The sequence below is a fragment of the Chlorobium sp. N1 genome, from assembly GCF_004332115.1.
Lineage (GTDB): Bacteria > Bacteroidota > Chlorobiia > Chlorobiales > Chlorobiaceae > Chlorobium.
The window spans coordinates 223478-243319 of record NZ_SJPA01000002.1 but is presented as its reverse complement, the minus strand read 5'-3'; the positions used below and the strand labels follow the sequence as shown (position 1 = coordinate 243319).

At 65.5% G+C, this 19842-nt stretch carries 17 protein-coding genes; 15 read left to right on the top strand and 2 right to left on the bottom strand.

What is annotated here, in order from left to right:
* Positions 1 to 113: 113 nt before the first annotated feature.
* The 7 genes from E0L29_RS04515 to E0L29_RS04485 all read left to right on the top strand — a co-directional run bounded on the left by E0L29_RS04515 (position 114) and on the right by E0L29_RS04485 (position 7685).
* Positions 114 to 875: an alpha/beta fold hydrolase gene (locus tag E0L29_RS04515; RefSeq protein WP_131355329.1), complete on the top strand. Its 762-nt coding sequence runs from the start codon at positions 114 to 116 to the stop codon at positions 873 to 875.
* Positions 876 to 974: 99 nt separating this feature from the next.
* Complete coding sequence (locus E0L29_RS04510; RefSeq protein ID WP_131355326.1) at positions 975 to 2423, top strand: alkaline phosphatase; 1449 nt, start codon at positions 975 to 977, stop codon at positions 2421 to 2423.
* A gap of 60 nt (positions 2424 to 2483) precedes the next feature.
* Positions 2484 to 3470 (top strand): dihydroorotate dehydrogenase-like protein, encoded by a 987-nt coding sequence (locus E0L29_RS04505; protein ID WP_131355323.1) that lies wholly within the window; start codon positions 2484 to 2486, stop codon positions 3468 to 3470.
* Positions 3471 to 3484: 14 nt separating this feature from the next.
* A complete protein-coding gene (locus E0L29_RS04500) occupies positions 3485 to 4138 on the top strand; it encodes a cyclase family protein (protein WP_131355320.1) in 654 nt (217 codons plus the stop codon).
* Positions 4139 to 4252: 114 nt separating this feature from the next.
* On the top strand, positions 4253 to 4906 hold the full coding sequence (locus E0L29_RS04495; RefSeq protein WP_131355317.1) for a succinate dehydrogenase cytochrome b subunit: 654 nt from the start codon (positions 4253 to 4255) through the stop codon (positions 4904 to 4906).
* Between the two features lie 25 nt (positions 4907 to 4931).
* Entirely contained in the window at positions 4932 to 6872 is a 1941-nt protein-coding gene (locus tag E0L29_RS04490) for a fumarate reductase/succinate dehydrogenase flavoprotein subunit (RefSeq protein ID WP_131355314.1), read from the top strand.
* Between the two features lie 36 nt (positions 6873 to 6908).
* Positions 6909 to 7685: a succinate dehydrogenase/fumarate reductase iron-sulfur subunit gene (locus tag E0L29_RS04485; RefSeq protein ID WP_131355311.1), complete on the top strand. Its 777-nt coding sequence runs from the start codon at positions 6909 to 6911 to the stop codon at positions 7683 to 7685.
* 1 nt (position 7686) lies between these two features.
* On the opposite strand, the gene E0L29_RS04480 is transcribed toward E0L29_RS04485, so the two are convergent.
* On the bottom strand, positions 7687 to 8349 hold the full coding sequence (locus E0L29_RS04480) for a fibrobacter succinogenes major paralogous domain-containing protein (protein WP_131355790.1): 663 nt from the start codon (positions 8347 to 8349) through the stop codon (positions 7687 to 7689).
* A 156-nt stretch (positions 8350 to 8505) separates the two neighbouring features.
* On the opposite strand from E0L29_RS04480, the gene E0L29_RS04475 reads away from it, so the two are divergent.
* From E0L29_RS04475 to feoB, 5 genes are all read left to right on the top strand, one after another.
* Entirely contained in the window at positions 8506 to 8979 is a 474-nt protein-coding gene (locus tag E0L29_RS04475; protein WP_242664278.1) for a cupin domain-containing protein, read from the top strand.
* 104 nt (positions 8980 to 9083) lie between these two features.
* On the top strand, positions 9084 to 10409 hold the full coding sequence (locus E0L29_RS04470) for a hemolysin family protein (RefSeq protein ID WP_131355308.1): 1326 nt from the start codon (positions 9084 to 9086) through the stop codon (positions 10407 to 10409).
* Positions 10410 to 10415: 6 nt separating this feature from the next.
* Entirely contained in the window at positions 10416 to 10796 is a 381-nt protein-coding gene (locus E0L29_RS04465; protein WP_131355305.1) for a histidine triad nucleotide-binding protein, read from the top strand.
* A 107-nt stretch (positions 10797 to 10903) separates the two neighbouring features.
* Entirely contained in the window at positions 10904 to 11197 is a 294-nt protein-coding gene (locus E0L29_RS04460) for a FeoA family protein (RefSeq protein ID WP_131355302.1), read from the top strand.
* Complete coding sequence (feoB, locus tag E0L29_RS04455; RefSeq protein WP_131355298.1) at positions 11194 to 13332, top strand: ferrous iron transport protein B; 2139 nt, start codon at positions 11194 to 11196, stop codon at positions 13330 to 13332. The genes E0L29_RS04460 and feoB overlap by 4 nt, the downstream gene beginning before the upstream one ends.
* A gap of 107 nt (positions 13333 to 13439) precedes the next feature.
* On the opposite strand, the gene topA is transcribed toward feoB, so the two are convergent.
* Positions 13440 to 15848: a type I DNA topoisomerase gene (gene topA, locus E0L29_RS04450; protein ID WP_131355295.1), complete on the bottom strand. Its 2409-nt coding sequence runs from the start codon at positions 15846 to 15848 to the stop codon at positions 13440 to 13442.
* Positions 15849 to 16075: 227 nt separating this feature from the next.
* On the opposite strand from topA, the gene E0L29_RS04445 reads away from it, so the two are divergent.
* The 3 genes from E0L29_RS04445 to bioB all read left to right on the top strand — a co-directional run bounded on the left by E0L29_RS04445 (position 16076) and on the right by bioB (position 19839).
* A complete protein-coding gene (locus E0L29_RS04445) occupies positions 16076 to 17782 on the top strand; it encodes an N-acetylmuramoyl-L-alanine amidase (RefSeq protein ID WP_131355292.1) in 1707 nt (568 codons plus the stop codon).
* A 62-nt stretch (positions 17783 to 17844) separates the two neighbouring features.
* Positions 17845 to 18822, top strand: coding sequence for a biotin--[acetyl-CoA-carboxylase] ligase (locus E0L29_RS04440; protein ID WP_131355289.1), 978 nt, complete (start codon positions 17845 to 17847; stop codon positions 18820 to 18822).
* An 18-nt stretch (positions 18823 to 18840) separates the two neighbouring features.
* A complete protein-coding gene (gene bioB / locus E0L29_RS04435) occupies positions 18841 to 19839 on the top strand; it encodes a biotin synthase BioB (RefSeq protein WP_131355286.1) in 999 nt (332 codons plus the stop codon).
* Positions 19840 to 19842: the final 3 nt, after the last annotated feature.

The following is a 19842-nucleotide window of genomic DNA, read 5'->3' as shown; positions in this document are numbered from 1 at the left end:
TCCATGTACCCCATTATATTACCCTAAAGGCATATGCCGGAACCCTTTCGGATGACGGATGCAGCCGCAGTCATTTTTCATTCAGCCAGCAGCAAGCCGATGGAGCCGACAAGATGAGTGCCGGAGATTCGGGCCGCAGCCCTTTCGGGGTGCTGGTCATCCACGGCTTCACCGCGACGAGGGAGAGCGTCGAGCTGCTTGAAGAGCCGCTCCTGCGCCTCGGCATCCCCGTATCCATGCCGACCCTGGCCGGTCACGGCGCCTCCTCTCCCGCGGCGCTTGCGGGGATGAAGTGGCAGGCGTGGCTCCGTGACGTTGAGGCAGCGTTCCGGGAGCTTTCCGCAGAGGCCGAGCGCATCATCGTCGTCGGCCACAGCATGGGGGCGCTGCTTGCCCTCCATCTTGCCGTACGTCATCCCGGAAAGGTCGACTCACTGGTTCTGGTCGCCGCGGCCATCCGGCTCGTCTCGCTGCTCGCGCCGGGCCGTCCGCTGCATTACGTGGCCCTGCCGGTAAGCTTTTTCGTCAAGCGCTGGGGGCTGAAGTCCGTGTTCGCCGACCCCGAGGGGGCGGTCTGCCGGGGGCATTACGACTGGGTGCCCACCGACGCGGTCCTCTCCTTTTTCAGCCTCGTCCGCAAGACCGTCCGCCTCCTTCCATCCGTCCGCTGCCCGGTCTTCATCATCCACAACCGCCACGAGAGCACGGTGCTGCCCGAGAGCGTCGAGGTGCTCCTCGGATCCCTCGGTACTCCGGAACGGGACCGCTCCCTGCTCTGGCTCGAGCATTCCGGCCACCAGGTCTTCTGCGACTGCGAGCGCCGGACCGCCGTCGAGGCTGTCACCGGTTATGTCGCGGAGCGGAGGCGGCGGTAGGTTGGGGCCGGGCGTTCCCAACGGGAATTAACGCGGCCGTAGCATGTTCTTCCGGGCCGGCATGCTATGTTCTCCTTAACCGACAACCGTGCCTCCGCCATGCCCAGTCTTGCAGCAACAGGTAAAAGGGCGCTTTTCCTTGCCCTCCTTCCCGCACTCCTCCTGCAGGGTTGTTCAGCCCGCTCCGCGGCTGTGCAGTCCCTCGAACGGCCGACTGCCCGCTACATTTTCCTCTTCATCGGCGACGGCATGGGGCTTGCTCAGCTCGAACTGGGCCGGGCGCTGCTCGACTCCGGCGATTCGCTCGCCATGGCCTCCCTTCCGGTCGCCGGACTTGCCGCGACTTCGGCCCTCGACCGCTACATCACCGATTCGGCGGCTGCGGGAACGGCGCTCGCCACCGGTTGCAGGACCACGGTCGGGAGCATTTCCATGGCCGGCCCCGACACCCTCCGCACCATCGTCGAACTTGCCGGATCGGCCGGCATGCGCACCGGCATCGTTTCGAGCGTCGGCATCGACAACGCCACTCCCGCCTGCTTCTATGCCCACAGCCCTTCCCGCCACCGCTACTACGAGATCGCCCTGCAGATGGCCTCGAGCGGCGTCGACTATTTCGGGGGCGGGTATGCCGAGGGGAACCTTCCTCGACGGCGGGCCCGTGCAGAACGGGACCGGGGCGATATCGATTCGCTCATGCAGGCCGCGGGGTACCGCATTGCCCGGAGTGCGGGCGAGCTCGGCTCCGTGCGGCCGGGCACACCCGCATGGGCGTACGGCCGTTACGATTCGACGGCGGCGCTCGCGTTCGCCATGGACGCCGACCCAGGGGAGATGGAGCTTGCCGACTATACCCGCGAAGGAATCCGTCTGCTCATGAATCCGAAAGGCTTCTTCATGATGGTGGAGGGCGGAAAGATCGACTGGGCCTGTCATGCCAACGATGCCGCAGCCGCCGCCCATGACGTTCTGGCCTTCGACCGGGCCGTCAGGGTGGCGCTCGACTTTTGGCGCCGGCATCCCGCGAACACGCTCATCGTCGTGACGGCCGACCACGAGTGCGGGGGGCTCTCGATCGGCAACGGGGAGGGCGGCTACGTGAGCCGTCCCCGCCTGCTCCTGAACCAGCGCCTTTCGTGCGAGAGCTTCGCCGGAAAGGTCTGCGGATGGCGGCAGGGCCGGGAGGTCACCTTCCCGATGGCTCTCGACAGCCTCCGCACCTTCTTCGGCCTCGGTTCCCCCCGCGACTCCCTCCTTGCGCTCAGTGCGGCGGAGCGCGACCTGCTGGAGGCGGCTTTCGTCTCCTCGATGGAGCCCGGTTCAGACCGCGACACCTTCTCCGGCGCAGCCTGCGCCATCCTCAACCGCAGGGCGGGCATCGGCTGGGCGAGCAGGGTGCATACGGCCGTGCCCGTTCCGGTCTTCGCCGTCGGTGCCGGGGCGGAGCGGTTCGGCGGTACCTGCTCCAACGCTGATCTCGGCCGGCGGCTTATGGAGGCGGCGGGGCTCGGGGAATTATCGGCCGTTTCCGGGCGTTCTGCACCTTGACCCTTCGCAATGCTCCCCCCTGCGGCGGCAAGGCGCAAACCCTTTGAACAATCGAATCGTATGGCAGACATTTCAACGACATGGATGGGGCTCGAACTGCGCAGCCCCGTGATCGCGGCCAGTTCAACCCTTACCGGCACGGTGGAGAACGTCGTCGAGGCGGCACGCTGCGGCGCCGGCGCCGTGGTGCTCAAGTCGCTCTTCGAGGAGCAGATCCTCCTTGACAGCGCCGAAAGCGTCGAAGAGAACGAGCAGCGTTTCTGGTACGGCCAGGCGGAGGACTATATCCGGGAGTACTCGCGCGCCGATGCCCTCAACGGCTACCTCGCCCTCCTCGACGAGTGCAGCCGCTCGGTACCCGTGCCGGTGATCGCCAGCATCAACTGCGTCTCGGCCGGCGAGTGGGTGTCGTTCGCCCGTGAAATGGAGGGTGCGGGAGCCGCAGGGCTGGAGGTCAACATCTTCGTCCCCCCCTCCGACTCCTCGCGCAGCGCGAGGGAGAACGAGCAGGTCTACTACGACGTGCTCGAGCGGGTGACGAAGGCGGTGCACATCCCGGTCTCGGCCAAGATCAGCAGCTACTTCTCCTCCATGACGGAGAGCGTCGGGAGGCTCTCGCGCTCGGGCATCGGCGGCCTGGTGCTCTTCAACCGGTTCTTCTCGCCCGACATCGATATCGAGACCTTCTCGCTGAAGCCGGGACCGGTCTTCAGCACGCCCTCCGAACTCCATCACTCCCTGCGCTGGATCGCCATGCTCTCCGGACGGGTCGGATGCGACCTTGCCGCCTCGACCGGCGTGCACGACGGAGAAGCGCTCATCAAGCAGCTGCTTGCCGGCGCAAGTGCCGTCGAGGTCGCCTCCGTTCTTTACCAGAAAGGGTTCGAGGAGATCCGCATCATGCTCGGAGTGCTCGAGGAGTACATGGACCGCCACGGGTTCGAACGGCTTTCGGACTTTGCCGGCCGGATGAGGATGGACGCCGTCGAAAACCCTGCAGCCTACGAGCGGGTCCAGTTCCTGAAGCATTTCGGCAACATGTCCTGACGCAGAAAGTCCCCATGCGCATCCACGACCTGAGCCATACCCTCACGGAGAACATGCCCGTCTGGCCGGGCTCTCCGGAGACCCGGATTCGGGACGCCGCAGGCTACGGCCGGGAGGGGTACCTCGAGCGGGAGTACTCGCTCTCCTCACATGCGGGCACCCATGTCGACCTTGCGCGCCACATGACGGCGGCCGGCCGGCCGCTGGAGGAGTACGGGCCCGGTGCGTTTATCGGGAGCGGACGGCTCTTGGACCTCCGGCCGGAGCCGGACGGGCGGATCTCCGCCGCCGGCGTCTCTGGGGCGCTTGCTTCCGCCGGCACCGTCGACTTCCTGCTCATCCATACCGGCTGGAGCCGCCGCTGGGGGGATCCCTCCTATTTCGGGAGCTTCCCGTTCCTTGATCCCGATGCGGCCCGCCTGCTCCTTCCGGCCTGCCGAAAAGGCATCGGCATCGACTCGCCCTCGGTCGACGCACCGCATTCGGAAGGCTATCCTGTCCACCACATACTGCTCGGCCATGGCCTGGTGATCGTCGAGAACCTCACCAACCTGCTTCCGCTTGCCGGACGCCGCTTTCTTTTCTCCGCCCTCCCGCTTCGCATCGAGGGAGGGGAGGCCTCTCCGGTCCGTGCCGTCGGAATCGAGGATGAAGGAGCGGGGTTGTGATTATTTTATTGGAAAGCGCCGCCGCACTCGTTAGCTTACCGCCCGAAGTCGATCTGCTACGGTCCCGCCTTCCGTTCTTTTCATCCCCTTTCACCCAACACCGGATAGTCCGACATGCCGCTGAATACGTCCATCGCCAGGAAGCTGCTCATGGCCCTTGCCGGTCTCTTCCTCGCACTCTTTCTTCCCGTCCATCTCGGCCTTAACCTGCTTCTGCTCAAGGGCGATGGAGGCGAGAGCTTTACGGCCGCCGCGGAGTTCATGGCCACGAACCCCTTCATCCGCATCGCTGAGCCGGCGCTCTTCCTCGGCTTCCTGCTCCACATCCTCTACGGCTTCATGGTATCGGGCATGAACCGGGCCGCCCGCCCCGTCGGCTACGAGCGTCCGAATGCAAGCCAGACCTCGCCGCTCTCGAAATACATGTTCCAGACGGGCCTCGTCGTTCTCGTCTTCCTCGCCATGCACCTCGCGGACTTCTGGTTCCTGAAGGTAGGCATCCTCGCACCGCCCGAGGGGATCGCGCGCCACGATTTCTACCACCGGGCGCTGCTGCTTTTCTCGAGCCCCGTCTCCGCCCTCTTCTACGTCGGCTGTTTCCTTTTTCTCGGTTTCCATCTCAACCACGCCCTGCAGTCGGCCTTCCAGACGATCGGCCTGAACCACAGCCGCTACACGCCGGCGGTGAAGCTCCTCGGTTCGGCCTATGCCGTGCTGATGACGGCCGGGTTCAGCCTGATTCCGCTACGGCTGGCTTTTTTCCCGTAACCCCTATTCCGCCTACGGCAACGCAATGACACGACTCGATGCCCGGATCCCCGACGGCCCCCTTGCTGAAAAATGGACGTCCTACCGTTCGGGCTGCAGGCTGGTGAGCCCCTCGAACAAGCGCAAGCTCGACATCATCGTCGTGGGCTCCGGCCTGGCCGGCGCGTCGGCCGCCGCCTCGCTCGGCGAGCTTGGCTACAACGTCAAGGTGTTCTGCTACCAGGACAGCCCGCGCCGCGCCCACAGCATCGCCGCACAGGGCGGCATCAACGCCGCCAAGAACTACCCCAACGACGGCGACAGCATCCACCGGCTTTTCCACGACACCGTCAAGGGCGGAGACTACCGGGCCCGCGAGGCCAACGTCTACCGGCTCGCCGAGGTCAGCAACAGCATCATCGACCTTGCCGTGGCGCAGGGGGTCCCGTTCGCCCGCGAGTACGGCGGACTCCTGGCCAACCGCTCGTTCGGCGGCGCGCAGGTTTCGCGCACCTTCTACGCACGCGGCCAGACCGGCCAGCAGCTGCTGCTCGGCGCCTACGGCGCTCTTTCGCGCCAGATCGCGGCCGGCACCGTCACCCTCTTCAACCGGCGGGACGTGCTCGACACCGTGCTCGTCGACGGCAGGGCGCGCGGCATCATCGCGCGCAACCTCGTTACCGGCGAGATCGAGCGCCACGCCGCCCACGCCGTGGTGATGGCCAGCGGCGGCTACGGCAACGTCTTCTACCTCTCGACCAACGCCATGGGCTCCAACGTGAGTCCGGTCTGGAGCGCCTACAGGAAAGGGGCGCTCATGGCCAACCCCTCCTTCACCCAGATCCATCCCACCTGCATTCCCGTGCACGGGGACTTCCAGTCGAAGCTGACGCTCATGAGCGAAAGCCTCCGCAACGACGGGCGCATCTGGGTGCCCGCCAATAAAAAAGACGCCGAGCGGCTCAGGGCGGGGGAGATCACTCCGGCAGATATCGCGGAGCCGGAGCGCGACTATTACCTCGAGCGCCGCTACCCCGCGTTCGGGAACCTGGTGCCGAGGGACGTGGCCTCGCGCGCCGCAAAGGAGCGGTGCGATGCGGGTTACGGCGTCGGCCGCACCGGCATGGCCGTCTTCCTCGATTTCGGGGAGGCCATAGAGCGCAAGGGCCGCGAGACGATCGAGGCCCTCTACGGGAACCTCTTCGACATGTACCGCCAGATCGTCGCCGAGGATCCCTACCGCACGCCGATGATGATCTATCCTGCGGTCCATTACACCATGGGGGGGCTCTGGGTCGACTACGAGCTCATGACCACCATCCCCGGCCTCTTCGCCATCGGCGAATGCAACTTCAGCGACCACGGGGCCAACCGGCTCGGCGCCTCCGCCCTCATGCAGGGCCTGGCCGACGGCTACTTCATCCTGCCTTCCACCATCAGCAACTACCTTGCCGGCGAGATCCATACGCCGCGCATCGATCCCTCCTCGGAAGCGTTCACGCTTGCCGCCGAATCCGTCAGGGCGCGTCTGCGGCGCTACCTCGAAACCGGGGGAAGCCGCAGCGTCGACCACTTCCACCGCCGCCTCGGCAGGATCATGTGGGAGCACTGCGGGATGGCGCGCAACGAGGCCGGCCTGCAGGAGGCCATCGAAGAGATCGGCCGGCTCCGCCTGGAGTACCGGGAGGGCGTGCGGGTGCCGGGCCGCATGGACCGCTACAACCCTGAACTGGAAAAGGCCTGGCGGGTCGAGGATTTCCTCGAGCTCGGCGAGCTCATGGCCCGCGACGCCCTCATGCGCAGGGAGTCCTGCGGTGGTCACTTCCGTGAAGAGTACCAGACCCCGGAAGGGGAGGCGCTGCGCAACGATCCGGAGTACGCCTTCGTCGCGGCCTGGGAGGCGGCCGGGGAGGGCGACGGGCCCTCGATGCACCGCGAGCCCCTCGAGTTCCGGGACATCGAGCTGACGCAGCGCTGCTACAAGTAACGGGGCGGAGGCTCCATCACCATTTCAACGACCCTCATGGACTACACTCTCAGGATCTGGCGGCAGGAAAACGCCGAAGCCGAAGGCGGCATGGCGACCTACCGGGTAGAGGGAATCTCGCCCGACAGCTCCTTCTTCGAGATGCTCGATACCCTCAACCAGCAGCTGATCGACAGGGGCGAGGAGCCGGTTGCGTTCGACCACGACTGCCGCGAGGGGATCTGCGGCACCTGCAGCCTCTACATCAACGGCCGGCCGCACGGCCCCCTGAAAGGGGTGACCACCTGCCAGCTGCACATGCGCTCGTTCCCTGACAACGAAACCATCACCGTCGAGCCGTGGCGCTCGAAAGCCTTCCCTGTCGTCAGGGACCTCATCGTCGACCGCAGCGCGCTCGACCGCATCATCCAGGCGGGAGGCTATGTCTCGATCAATACCGGCGGGGTCCCCGACGCCAACGACATCCCCGTTGCCAAGGAGCATTCCGACGAGGCGTTCGACGCCGCCGCATGCATCGGCTGCGGCGCCTGCGTCGCGGCCTGCGCCAACGCCTCCCCGATGCTCTTCATCGGGGCGAAGGTCTCCCACCTCGCACGCCTGCCGCAGGGCAAGGTCGAGGCGGAGCACCGGGTGCTGAGGATGGTGGAGTGCATGGAGGGGCTCGGTTTCGGGGGGTGCAGCAACACCTACGCCTGCGAGGCGGAGTGCCCGAAGGGGATCACGGTCGCCAATATCGCCATGCTGAACCGGGAGTTCTTCCTTGCCGGCCTCATGCGCCAGAAGGACAAGGGGCGGCGGAGCGAATCATTCTAGCTCAGTTTCTGACGCAGCGGACCGAAAAACCGGTCTTCTTGCTTGCCTTGCCGCGGCGAATCGCGCTGTCGAAGTAGCCGATCGATCGGCCCCAGGCGGCTTTGTCGGAGATTTCCGTCGAAGTCCAGAGCCGGTTGTAGCCGCCCGGTTCCATGAAGTGGCCGTCGGTGTCGCGGCGTGCTCCTGCCGGCAGCAGCCGGAACCCGATGGTGTCCAGGCCACCCTCGTTCGGCTCCTGCCAGCCCTCTTTGGCTTTCAGTTTCCCCCCGGCCACCTGCTCGCCGCCGAGCGTTTCCGTAAGCCTGCTCCATTCTTCGTCGGTGGCCACGTGCCACCCCTCAGGGGCCAGTCCGCGCGGATCGCTGACGGCATACCAGTTATAGAGCCTGCCGTACTTCCTTCCGTTCTCCGGGCTGTTCGAGTTCCAGCACCAGGCGGGGGTGGTGAGCGAGGCCCACTCTGCCGGGTCCCTCACCTCGGGGATCGGATCCCCGTTGCGGAAGCGGGAGACCGAGAGGTTTTCGGCCGTCCAGACCATGGAGCCGGCCCTTGCTGTGCGGTAGCTGTTGCCGTCGACGTCCACGGCCGTCGGCGAAGGCCTCGAGCATGCGGCCGTGACGGCGAAGAGGAGAAGGAGGAGGATGCTGGCGGGTTTCGTATGCATGGTCGTCGTGATGGATGTGGTTGTAGTCATATGCCAATAACTCACACGCAATATAGGAATGTTTCGGGTTTCGCCGTGGGCTTCCTGTTCCGGCGGATTTTGCCGATCGTGGCAATGTGCGTAGATTGTACGGTGATTGTCAATCAAAACTCCTCCATGATGCAGCGTTCATTGCTCCGCCTCGTCCTTCTCTGCCTCTTCTGTGCAGCTCCCCTCTCCATGGCGGCTGCCGCCGAACCCGGCGCAGCGAAGGGCGTGGCGATTCTTCCCGAAGAGATCGTATGGGTGTCGAACCCGAAACTCCACGGCCTGAAGACCTCGGTGCTCCGGGGAGATCCGTCGCTTCCCGAGCCCTACGTCCAGCGGATCAGGCTGGCGCCCGGGACCCGGCTCGAGCCGCACTTCCATCCGAACGAGGGCCGGGTGGTGACGGTGCTCGAGGGGACGCTCTACTTCGCCTTCGGGGAGCGCTTCGACAACGCGGCCCTTCGCGCCATGCCCGCCGGCAGCTTCTTCACCGAGCCGGTGAAGGTGCCGCATTTCGCCGTGGCCGGCAGTGAGGAGGTGGTGCTCGAACTCCACGCCATCGGACCCGACGGAACGACCTACGTCGACAGCGACCATCATTGATATTGCGGGCGGGGAGCGGCGGGGGTTTTGGAAATGAAAGGGAAAAAGTGTAACTGAATCCAACCGGGCCACCAGGCGGCGTCCGGCTGAACCAACTCCACCATATGGCACTGCTCTTTCTCCTTCTTCTGATCCTCATCAACGGCATGCTTGCCATGACCGAAATAGCGCTGGTCTCCGCCAAGCGCTCCCGGCTCTCGAAGCTGGTCGAGGAGGGCGACCGTCCGGCCGCCGTCGCCGTCAAGCTCGGCCAGGAACCCACCCGGTTCCTCTCGGCCATCCAGATCGGCATCACCTCCATCGGCATCCTCAACGGCATCATCGGCGAAGGGGCCCTTGCCGAGCCGCTTTCGGCATGGCTCGTCTCGCTCGGCATGGAGCCCGATGCCGGGCGCTTCACCGCCACGGCGCTGGCGGTCGTCTCCATCACCTATGTCACCATCGTCATCGGCGAGCTGGTGCCGAAGCGCCTCGGCCAGTTCAATCCCGAAGGGGTGGCCAGACTCGTGGCGGTGCCGATGTTCACCTTCTCGACGGTCACCCGTCCGTTCGTCCGTCTTCTCTCCTTCTCGACCGACACCATCCTCCGCCTGCTCGGCAAGGACCCCGAGGAGGTGCAGCGTGTGACGGAGGAGGAGATCCACGCCATGCTCGAGGAGGGTTCCGAGGCCGGCGTCATCGAGCAGCAGGAGCATGAGATGGTCCGCAACGTCTTCCGCCTCGACGACCGCCAGCTCGGTACCCTCATGGTGCCCCGCGCCGACATCGTCTTCCTCGACGTGCAGCGCCCCGTCGAAGAGAACATCCTGCGGGTGACCCAGTCGGAGCACTCCCGCTTCCCGGTCTGCAGCGGAAGCCTGCAGTCGCTGCTCGGCATCGTCAACGCCAAGCAGCTGCTCTCCCAGTCGCTCCGCGGCACGCTGACCGAGTTCACTTCGCAGCTCCAGCCGTGTGTCTACGTGCCCGAGTCGCTGACCGGCATGGAGCTGCTCGACCACTTCCGCACCTCCGGCACCCAGATGGTCTTCGTCGTCGACGAATACGGCGAGATCCAGGGCCTCGTCACCCTCCAGGACATGCTCGAGGCGGTGACCGGCGAGTTCGTGCCGCGCAACAGCGAGGACTCGTGGGCCGTGGAGCGTGAAGACGGCTCCTGGCTCCTCGACGGCCTCATCCCCGTGCCGGAACTCAAGGACACGCTCGAACTCAGGAGCGTGCCCGAAGAGGAGAAGGGCCGCTACCACACCCTGAGCGGCCTCATGATGTGGATGCTCGGCCGCATGCCGCAGACCGGCGACATCATGACCTGGGAGAACTGGCGGCTCGAGATCGTCGATCTCGACGGCCAGCGCATCGACAAGGTGCTGGCTTCGAAACTGCTTCGCGACGCCGTTCCGGAAGAGGGGGACGGCGAGAACATCCTACCCTGAACCACCATGGAGAATCACAACCCCGACTGCATTTTCTGCCGCATCGTCAAGGGAGAGATCCCGGCTGAGGTGATCTACCGCAACGATCATGTCCTGGCTTTCCGGGACATCGCTCCGGCCGCCCCCTCGCATGCGCTCATCATCCCGCAGGAGCACATCGCCTCGCTCAGCGAGCTCGAAGAGCGCCACCGGGACATCGCCGCCAGCCTCATGCTTGCCGCCGGCACCGTGGCCGACATCCTCGGCATCAGGGAGTCCGGCTACCGGTTCGTCTTCAACAGCGGCGCCGACGCGATGCAGAGCGTCTTCCACATCCACGGCCACCTGCTCGGCGGCCGACAGATGGGCTGGCCGCCCTTCCCGGGAGAGGCCGTCCTGCACGGCTGAGGACGGAGGCGACCGGAAAAAGCCGGGGAACGTTTTCGTATTCGCCCTCCGTTATTTATATTAATTCTAAATTAAACGGCGCGCAGGCGTTTTCCCGGAGTAAGTACATGCGTTTATCGGAACTGCAGGTCGGAGACAAGGCCGAAGTCACCGCTCTCAAGGTCGATGCGGCAGTAAGGCGCCGCATCATGGACATGGGGCTCATCAAGGGTACCCGCTTCAAGGTGCTGAGGGTGGCCCCGCTCGGCGACCCGATGGAAATCTTTTTCAAGGGGCTCTACCTCACCATGCGCAAAAGCGAGGCCGACGGAATCATGGTCGAGCGGAAAGGCGGCGTGGGAGACGGACGGCGGCTGCACGCCGGCGGACCCCGGCGCCACGCATTCGGGAGGCGGCAATGACAGCGAAGAAAGAGCTCTCGATCGCCCTCTGCGGCAACCCGAACTGCGGAAAGTCCTCCCTCTTCAACGCCCTGACGGGCGCCCACCAGAAGGTGGGCAACTTCCCCGGCGTCACGATAGAGAAATACGAGGGCTACCTCGACTACCGCGGCTACCGCATCAAGATCGTCGACCTTCCCGGCACCTATTCGCTCACCCCCTACTCGCCCGAGGAGATCGTTACCCGCCAGTACCTGATCGAGCAGCGCCCGGATGTCGTCGTCAACGTCATCGAGGGCCCGAACATCGAGCGGAGCCTCCTGCTTACCACCCAGCTCATGGAGATGGAGGTGGACTTCCTGGTGGCACTGAACATGATGGACGAGGTCGAGGAGAAGGGGATGAAGATCGACGATCGCCAGCTCCAGCTCCTGCTCGGCTGCCACATCGTGCCCACCTCCGCCAAGAAGCGCACCGGGCTCGACTCCCTGCTCGACCACGTCATCCGCGTCGGGGAGGGGAAGATCGAGCTCCAGAAGAACAAGCTGTTTTTCCGCGAGGGGCTCGAGGAGCACATCAACGAGATCTGCGAACTGCTGGCCGGTGTTCCCGAGCTCTCCGCCTACAACAGCCGCTGGCTTGCCGTCAAGCTGCTCGAGAGCGACCGCGAGGTCTACCGCGAGATCCAGCGCCAGCCGGTATGGGTGAAGGTCGAGGTGGTCATGCAGGAGGCCATGCGGGAGGCCCGAAGGCTCTACGGCTCGGACCCGGAGGAGCTCATATCGGAAGACCGCCACGCCTTCATCAGGGGCGCCATGAAGGAGTGCGTCTCGATGCCCGGAAAGCGGCGCACCACCCTTACCGACTATATCGACATGGTCGTGCTCAACCGGGTGCTCGGCCTTCCGGTATTCCTGCTCGTCGTCTGGGCGGTCTTCCATTTCACCTTCACGCTCGGCGCGCCCATGATGGACTGGCTCTCCTCGCTCTTCTCCATGATCGGCGTCTTCGCCGGACGCTACCTCGAGCCCGGCATGCTGCGCTCGATCCTGCTCGACGGGGTGCTCGCCGGGGTCGGCGGGGTGCTGGTGTTCCTGCCGAACATCGTCCTGCTCTTCATCGGCCTCTCCTTCCTTGAGGCTTCCGGCTACATGGCCAGGGCGGCCTTCGTGATCGATCGGGTCATGCACCGCTTCGGCCTGCACGGCAAGTCGTTCATCCCGATGATCACGGGGTTCGGCTGCTCGATTCCGGCCATCATGGCCACCCGCACGCTCAAGAGCCGAACCGACCGGCTCGCCACGATCATGATCATTCCCTTCATGAGCTGCGGCGCCAAGCTTCCGGTCTATGTCCTGCTCTGCGGCGCGTTCTTCGCGCCGTCCTGGGCCGCCAACATCCTCTTCGGGATCTACCTGCTCGGCATCGCCGTCGGGCTCTGGACCGCCTGGATCCTCAAGTCGACGGTGCTGAAGAGCGATTCCGAGCCTTTCGTCATGGAGCTGCCCCCCTACCGCTGGCCGACCCTCGGCTCGGTGCTTTTCCAGGCCAGGGTCAAGGCCCTGATGTACGTCAAGAAGGCAGGCACCCTGATCCTTGCCGCCGTGGTCATCATCTGGGTCGCCAGCAACTACCCGCGCAGCGCGGAGGTGGAGAGCGGCCTCAGGCGCGCGACAGCGGCCGTCATGGCCGATCCGGGGCTCGGTGCCGAGGAGCGGGAGAGCCGCGTCGCGGAGCTCCTGCATGCGGCCGAGCGCGAGCAGCTCGCACACTCGCTTGCCGGACGTGCCGGCATGCTGATGGAGCCCGTCATAAAGCCGCTCGGATTCGACTGGCGGATCGGCATCGCGCTCGTCACCGGCCTTGCGGCCAAGGAGGTGGTCGTGTCCACCATGGCAACCATCTACGCGCTCTCGTCGGATGCCGAGGGCGGGGACCTGCAGGCGATCCTCAAGAGCGATCCGGCCTTCAGCCGGGCGACGGCCCTGAGCCTCATGGTCTTCGTGCTGCTCTACCTGCCCTGCGTCGCCGCCATCGGGGTGATGAAGAAGGAGGTCGGCCGGTGGAAGCCGGTACTGCTCTATTCAGCCTACTCGCTCTCGGTGGCATGGCTGCTCTCGTTCATCACCTACCGCGGGGCGCTCTTCTTCCTGTAGACCTCCCCGGTCCTGTTCCGGCGGGGCGAACGCAAAAAAGCCCGGCTGCAGCGCTTCTGCATGCCGGGCTTTCCCGTTCATTGTTCCTGCGGTGGCGCCGGGACTGCTCAGTCCTGTTTTTCCGCCGCCACCTCTTCGGGGGTCTCCTCGGCCACTTCGACCATGCCGCTCTCCTCGGCCATCAGGATGATGTCGTCGACGGCCATCTGCATCGGGACGGGTGTGCCGTCGAGCATCATGAGCGTGACCGTCGGGTGGGCCTTCCGGTGCTCCTCCATGACGGCCTCCCAATGGTTGCGCACTCCCTCGTCGAGAGAGTTCCAGGCCATGCGGCCGCGGCATTTCGGGAATTTCGAGCAGCCGAGCCAGGGGCCCCGCTTGCCGATGCGGAGGTTCATCGGAGCGCCGCACTTGGGGCATGCCAGGTCGGTCACCACCGGCGGGATCTTCATCGGTTCGACGTGCCGCTGCTTGGAGAGGTTCAGCAGGGTGTTGCACTTCGGATAGCTGGAGCAGGCCAGGAACGGCCCGAGCCGGCCGTTGCGCAGGAGCATGTGCCCCTCGCCGCATGAGGGGCAGCGGATGCCGGTGTCCCTGGGCTTTTCGCGGTTGGTGCTGATCGGTTTGATGTTGCGGCACTTCGGGTAGCGGGAGCAGCCGAGGAACTTGCCGCTCTGGGTCCATTTGACGATCATGTGCCCCTCGCCGCACTTCTCGCAGATGGCTGCGTCGCGGTTCTGCGGGATCAGCGGATCCTCCTTGCGGAGGCTGAGCGCCGTTTCGAGCGGGCGGTAGAAGCTGTCGAGCACCTGCTCGTACTCGTCTTCGCCGGCGGCCACCTTGTCGAGCTCGTTCTCCATCTCGGCGGTGAAGTCGACGTTGAAGAGGTCGGGGAAGTTGGCTACGAGGATCGCCGAGACGTCCATGCCGAGCATGGTCGGGATGATTTTCTTCTTCTGCAGCTCCACGTAACGGCGGTCCTGCAGGGTGGAGAAGATGGATGCGTAGGTCGACGGGCGGCCGATGCCGTAGTTGTCGAGCTCCTTGACGAGGGTCGCCTCGCTGAAGCGGGCCGGGGGACGGGTGAAGCTCTGGCGGCTGTCGAGCTCGCCGAGCTTCAGCGCTCCGTCTTTCTCGAGCTGCTTCGGGAGGCGGACCTCCTGCTCCTTTTCGCCTTCGTCCTTGGTCGATTTGCGGGCCTCGTACTCGAGTTCCTCCTGGTCGTTGAAGACCCGCATGAAGCCGGCGAAGAGTACCCGGCTGCCGCTCGCCCTGAAGAGGATGCCGCGCTGCAGGTCGCCGACCTCGACCCTCGTCTGCTCAATCTTGGCCGGAGCCATCATGGCGGCGACGAAGCGTTTCCAGATGAGGTCGTAGAGCTTGAACTGGTCGGGGGTGAGGTAGGATTTCAGCTGCTCGGGGCGGCGGCCGACGGCGGTCGGGCGGACCGCTTCGTGGGCATCCTGCGCGTTCTTCGTGGATTTGGCGGCTCCGCCCCATCCGACGAACTCCTTGCCGAAGGCGTGCTCGATGAAGCTGCGGGCCTGTCCGGCCGCCTCGTTGCCGATGCGGATCGAGTCGGTCCTCATGTAGGTGATGAGGCCGGTCGCACCCTCTTCGCCGAGGTCGATGCCTTCGTAGAGCTGCTGGGCGAGCCGCATGGTCTTCTTCGAGCCGAAGCCGAGCTGGTTCGATGCGGCCTGCTGGAGGAGCGAGGTGGTGAAGGGGAGGGGCGGTTTGCGCTGCTGGGTGCGCGGCACGATGTCCTGCAGCCGGTAGCTGCCCTGCTGCACGAGGGCTGCGGCGGCTTCGGCGGCGGCCTGGTTCGGGAGTTCGGGCTTCCCGTCCTCGAGTTTCACGAGCTTGGCGCGGAAGGTCTCCCCGCTTTCGGTGGTGAAGTCGGCCGCGATCGTCCAGTACTCCTGCACCTCGAAACTGTTGATCTCCGCCTCACGCTCGCAGATGAGGCGCAGGGCGACGGACTGTACCCGGCCGGCCGAGAGTCCGCGCATGACGACGTTCCAGAGGAAGGGGCTGATGCGGTAGCCGACGATCTTGTCGAGCCCTTGGCGGGTCTGCTGGCTCCGGACCAGGCGGTAGTCGATCTGGCGCGGATCCTCGATGGCCGAGATGATGGCGCTCTTGGTGATCTCGTTGAACATGACCCGTGAGACGGGTTTCGCGGTGGGGCCGATTTCGTTGGCGATGTGCCAGGCGATGGCCTCTCCCTCGCGGTCGGGGTCGGTCGCGATCATGACGCCGTCGGCCTCCGCGGCGAGCTTCTTCAGCTGCCGGACGACCTTCTCCTTGCCGGGGATGACCTCGTAGCGGGGCTCGTAATGGTTGTCGAAATCAAGCCCGATCTCTTTTTTGGGGAGGTCCTTGATGTGGCCCACCGAGGCGAACACCGTGTAGCTGTCGCCGAGGTACTTGTTGATCGTCTTGGCCTTGGAGGGCGACTCCACGACGATCAGGGTCCTGTTTCTGGCGGACGGTGCCGCTGTTTTTGAAGCCATTCGTCGGTCCCTGTGCTGAGAGGGTTGCAATGAAATTTTTGAAAAAGATAGGCCTTGCTTGCTTAAAAACAAATTTCAGGCTAGCCTTATATTTATTATACTGCCGCTGACGGAGTTGCGGCACGGCCATGCGTCGTGCTCCCGCCTCCGCGGCCCGGGACCCTTGAGTTGTTCAGTCGGGCTCCCGCACCACCCACGATAACAACCCATTGACAATCGGCCGGTCCATGAACCCCTTTTCGCGTCCCGCGGCACCTTTCGTCTTTTTCCTTCTCTTTCTGGCGGCCTGCCTGCCCCAGAGGCTCGATGCGTCGAATGCGCCGCCCTGGAGCGTCTCTTCCGTTCCTCTCCGTGTCCTGCAGGGCAACGGCGAGGGCTACACCATCAGGGTGCTCTCGCGCAAGGGCGCCGACGGGCGGACCCTCATAGACCTGCAGTCCATGACAAGGGCGCTGCGCCTCACCTACCGGACTTCGGATGGGATGCTTTCGGCCGAGGAGTCGCTTGCGGGCCCCGGGAGCGTCTGCACCGTCACGGCCGGCGGCAGCTTCGCCAGGATCGTCTCCCGCCGGGCCGCCGAGCCCGCACGCATCGTCCAGCTCTCCGCCCCTCCGGTGCTGCTCGAGCAGCGCCTCTTCCTGCCCATAAGCCAGACGGCCCGCCTCTACTCGCTCTGGCTCGACCGCGACGTCGTCTACAGCGCTTCAGAAGGGATGTTCAAGGCCTGGCTCCAGCCGCGCCCGGCAGGCCGCTCCGAGGCTTCCGTCGGCACCCTCGCTCCCCAGCCCCCGCTGCAGCCCCCGGCTTCGGGCCCGACCCGGATCACCGGCGTCGAGGTGGAAGAGCGGGCCAACGGGGCGATCATCGCCTTTGCCGCAACCGGCGCGGCGGCTTCGGCCCGGCTCTCCCAGCCGGACGCCGAGGGTCGGGCGACCCTCTCGCTTCCCGGAGCCACCTGCGACCCTGCGGCCCTTACCAAGGCCTTTCCTGCCGGCATCGTCCGCTCCATAACCCCGCAGCGGGGGCCGGCCGGAAGCCTGCTGTTCAGCGTGGTCTTTGCCAGCCGTTCCGGCGTCGTGCGCTCGCTTGATTACCAGCGCGACGCGCGCACCAACCGCTATCTGCTCTACGTGCGCAGCGACGCGGACGTCGAGGCCATCCGCAGCCGCGAGAAAGCCCGGCGGATCGCCACCGTCATCCGCCAGGATGTGGAGAAGTGGAAACTCGACACCATCGTACTCGACGCAGGGCACGGTGGCAAGGACCCCGGTGCGGTCGGCCCGAAAGGTACCCGCGAGAAGGACGTGGCGCTGAACATCGTCCGGGACCTCGGTGGCATCATCAGCCGCAAATGGCCCGGCGTGAAGGTGGTCTACACCCGCAGCAGCGACGTCTTCATCCCGCTGCACGAGCGCGGAAAGATCGCCAACCGCAACGAAGGCAAGCTGTTCCTCAGCGTGCACTGCAACGCCAACGACAATCGCGCGATACGCGGCTCGGAGGTCTACATCCTCGGCCCCCACAAGAGTGCGGCCGCCCTGAAGGTCGCCATGCTCGAAAACGGCGTCATCAAGGAGGAGGCGGACTTCAGGGAGCAGTACCGGAACTTCAGCGACGAGCACCTCATCATGAGCTCCATGGCACAGAGTTCCTTCATCCGGCACTCCACCACCCTCGCCCGTGCGCTGCTCAAGCCGCTCGACCGCTCGACGGCGAGCACCAACAGCCGCCCGGTCCGCCAGGCGGGATTCATGGTGCTCTGGACCCCCTCGATGCCGAGCGCCCTCGTCGAGGTCGGCTACATCTCCAATCCCCGCGAGGAGCGGATCCTGCGCGACCGCCAGGAGCAGACCAAGATCGCCTACAGCATCTTCCAGGGCCTGCAGGCCTACCGCAGCGAGTACGAGGCCTCACGCATGGCCTCCTCCCGCTAGTTTTTCCCTTCCTTTGCAAAGCTGTCGACCCTGTCGTACATTCAGGTTGACAACTTTGCGCCATGCACGATATTTCACTCAGCATCCTCCGCCGGCTCGCAGCTTCCGGCAGCTTCCTCTCGGGCGCCGAGCTCTCAATGGAGTTCGGCATGACCCGCAGCGCGGTCTGGAAGCACATCCGCCAGCTCCGCAGTGCGGGTTACGGGGTCGAAGCCCGTACCGGCCTCGGCTACCGCCTCTCTTCGATGGCGGACCGGCCGCTCGACGTCGAGGTGGAACAGCATCTTGCAACGGCTCTCTTTGGCCGCCGGCTCTACTGGCACCCGAGCCTCGGGTCCACCAATACCGAAGCCCGGGCCATGGCGGCCGAGGGGGCCGCAGAGGGTGCTGTCGTCGTCGCCGACCTCCAGACGGCGGGGCGCGGGCGGCTCGGCCGGAGCTGGGACTCCCCCTCGGGCGTGAACCTCTATTTTTCTCTGGTGCTGCGCCCCCTGCTTCCCCCGGGGCGCATTCCGCAGCTGACCCTCCTGCTCGCCGAGGCCGTGCGCCGGGCGATTTCGGGGCTTGGCCACGGCCTTCGGCCGAGCGTCAAGTGGCCGAACGACATTTTCGCTGAAGGGCGCAAGCTCTCCGGCATCCTCTGCGAGATGCAGTCGGAAGCCGATCGGGCCCACTTCGTGGTGGCCGGCATCGGCATCAACGTCAACCAGCCCTCGTTCGAGGGGGAACTTTCCGGTACGGCGACCTCGCTGCTGCTGGAGACCGGCGTTCCGGTATCGCGTCCGGCCCTTCTGGCCTCGGTGCTGAACCATTTCGAGCCGCTCTACCGCCGCTGGCATGATGAGCCGGATCTCGGCTTCGTCCTCGGGGAGCTCGAGGCGCACGCCTTCCTCCGCGGACGCAGGGTGGTGGTCGATCGGATGCGCGGCGTGCTCGAGGGCACGGTCACCGGGATCGCCCCCACCGGGGAACTCATCATCACCGACTCCGACGGCACCCTGCACCGGGTGGCTTCGGGTGAGGCCCGTCTCAGGAAATAACCATTGCACCCTTCCATTATGGACACCACGACCCTCCATCCCGCAGTCGCCGCGGCATACCGCGTGCTCGAGACCGGCGAGCCGATCGGCCGCGAAGCAGCCCTTGCCCTCTGTTCGCTCGAGGGCGGCCACGCCCTCGACATCGCCTCCCTCGCCAACAAGGTCCGGAACCGGTACGGCGGGGGCGGGGTGCACGCCTGCTCGATCATGAACGCGAAGTCGGGGGTCTGCGGGGAGAACTGCCGGTTTTGCGCCCAGTCCCGCCACAACAGCTCCGAGATCGAGGTCTATCCGCTCGTCGACGATGATGCGGTGATCTTCGAGGCCCGCGCCTCGGTGGAGCAGGGGGTGTCGCACTTCGGCATCGTGACGAGCGGCTGCGGCTACCCGAAGATGAGCGCGGAGTTCCGGCGCATCCTTGGCATGATCGGGCGGCTGCACGAGGAGCTCCCCACCCTCAAGGTCTGCGCCTCGCTCGGCGTGCTCGGCCCCGAAACGGCCGCGGCGCTCGCGGAGTGCGGCATCGCGCACTACAACATCAACATCCAGGTGGCGCCTGAGCGCTACGGCGAGCTCATCGCCGACACGCACAGCGTCCGGGACCGGATGGAGACGGTCCGGCTGCTGCGCAAAAGCGGCGTGTCGGTATGCTGCGGCGGCATCATCGGCGTGGGGGAGAGCATGGAGGAGCGGCTTGATATGCTCTTCGCGCTCCGGGAACTCGACGTCTCCGTCATTCCGATCAACGTTCTCGTACCGATCAAGGGCACCCCGCTCGAAGGGGCGGCGCCGCTGCCGCTCGCCGATGTCGTCAAGACCTTCGCCGTTGCGCGGCTCATCCATCCCCAAAAGACCATCAAGTTCGCCGCCGGCCGCGAGACCGTCATGAAGGATTTCCAGGGCCTGCTCATGCTGTCGGGAGCCGACGGTTTCCTGACCGGAGGGTATCTGACCACCAGGGGACGGGCGGTCGCCGACGACACCCGTTTCGCAGAACAGCTTTCGAGCTTCCGCTGAGGC

Coding starts and splice junctions, on each gene's coding strand:
- E0L29_RS04440 (WP_131355289.1), top strand. CDS start 17,845: ATGCACGATATTTCACTCAGCATCCTCCGCCGGCTCGCAGCTTCCGGC.
- E0L29_RS04470 (WP_131355308.1), top strand. CDS start 9,084: ATGGCACTGCTCTTTCTCCTTCTTCTGATCCTCATCAACGGCATGCTT.
- E0L29_RS04500 (WP_131355320.1), top strand. CDS start 3,485: ATGCGCATCCACGACCTGAGCCATACCCTCACGGAGAACATGCCCGTC.
- topA (WP_131355295.1), bottom strand. CDS start 15,848: ATGGCTTCAAAAACAGCGGCACCGTCCGCCAGAAACAGGACCCTGATC.
- E0L29_RS04475 (WP_242664278.1), top strand. CDS start 8,506: ATGATGCAGCGTTCATTGCTCCGCCTCGTCCTTCTCTGCCTCTTCTGT.
- E0L29_RS04510 (WP_131355326.1), top strand. CDS start 975: ATGCCCAGTCTTGCAGCAACAGGTAAAAGGGCGCTTTTCCTTGCCCTC.
- E0L29_RS04505 (WP_131355323.1), top strand. CDS start 2,484: ATGGCAGACATTTCAACGACATGGATGGGGCTCGAACTGCGCAGCCCC.
- E0L29_RS04515 (WP_131355329.1), top strand. CDS start 114: ATGAGTGCCGGAGATTCGGGCCGCAGCCCTTTCGGGGTGCTGGTCATC.
- bioB (WP_131355286.1), top strand. CDS start 18,841: ATGGACACCACGACCCTCCATCCCGCAGTCGCCGCGGCATACCGCGTG.
- E0L29_RS04485 (WP_131355311.1), top strand. CDS start 6,909: ATGGACTACACTCTCAGGATCTGGCGGCAGGAAAACGCCGAAGCCGAA.
- feoB (WP_131355298.1), top strand. CDS start 11,194: ATGACAGCGAAGAAAGAGCTCTCGATCGCCCTCTGCGGCAACCCGAAC.
- E0L29_RS04495 (WP_131355317.1), top strand. CDS start 4,253: ATGCCGCTGAATACGTCCATCGCCAGGAAGCTGCTCATGGCCCTTGCC.
- E0L29_RS04445 (WP_131355292.1), top strand. CDS start 16,076: ATGAACCCCTTTTCGCGTCCCGCGGCACCTTTCGTCTTTTTCCTTCTC.
- E0L29_RS04460 (WP_131355302.1), top strand. CDS start 10,904: ATGCGTTTATCGGAACTGCAGGTCGGAGACAAGGCCGAAGTCACCGCT.
- E0L29_RS04465 (WP_131355305.1), top strand. CDS start 10,416: ATGGAGAATCACAACCCCGACTGCATTTTCTGCCGCATCGTCAAGGGA.
- E0L29_RS04480 (WP_131355790.1), bottom strand. CDS start 8,349: ATGCATACGAAACCCGCCAGCATCCTCCTCCTTCTCCTCTTCGCCGTC.
- E0L29_RS04490 (WP_131355314.1), top strand. CDS start 4,932: ATGACACGACTCGATGCCCGGATCCCCGACGGCCCCCTTGCTGAAAAA.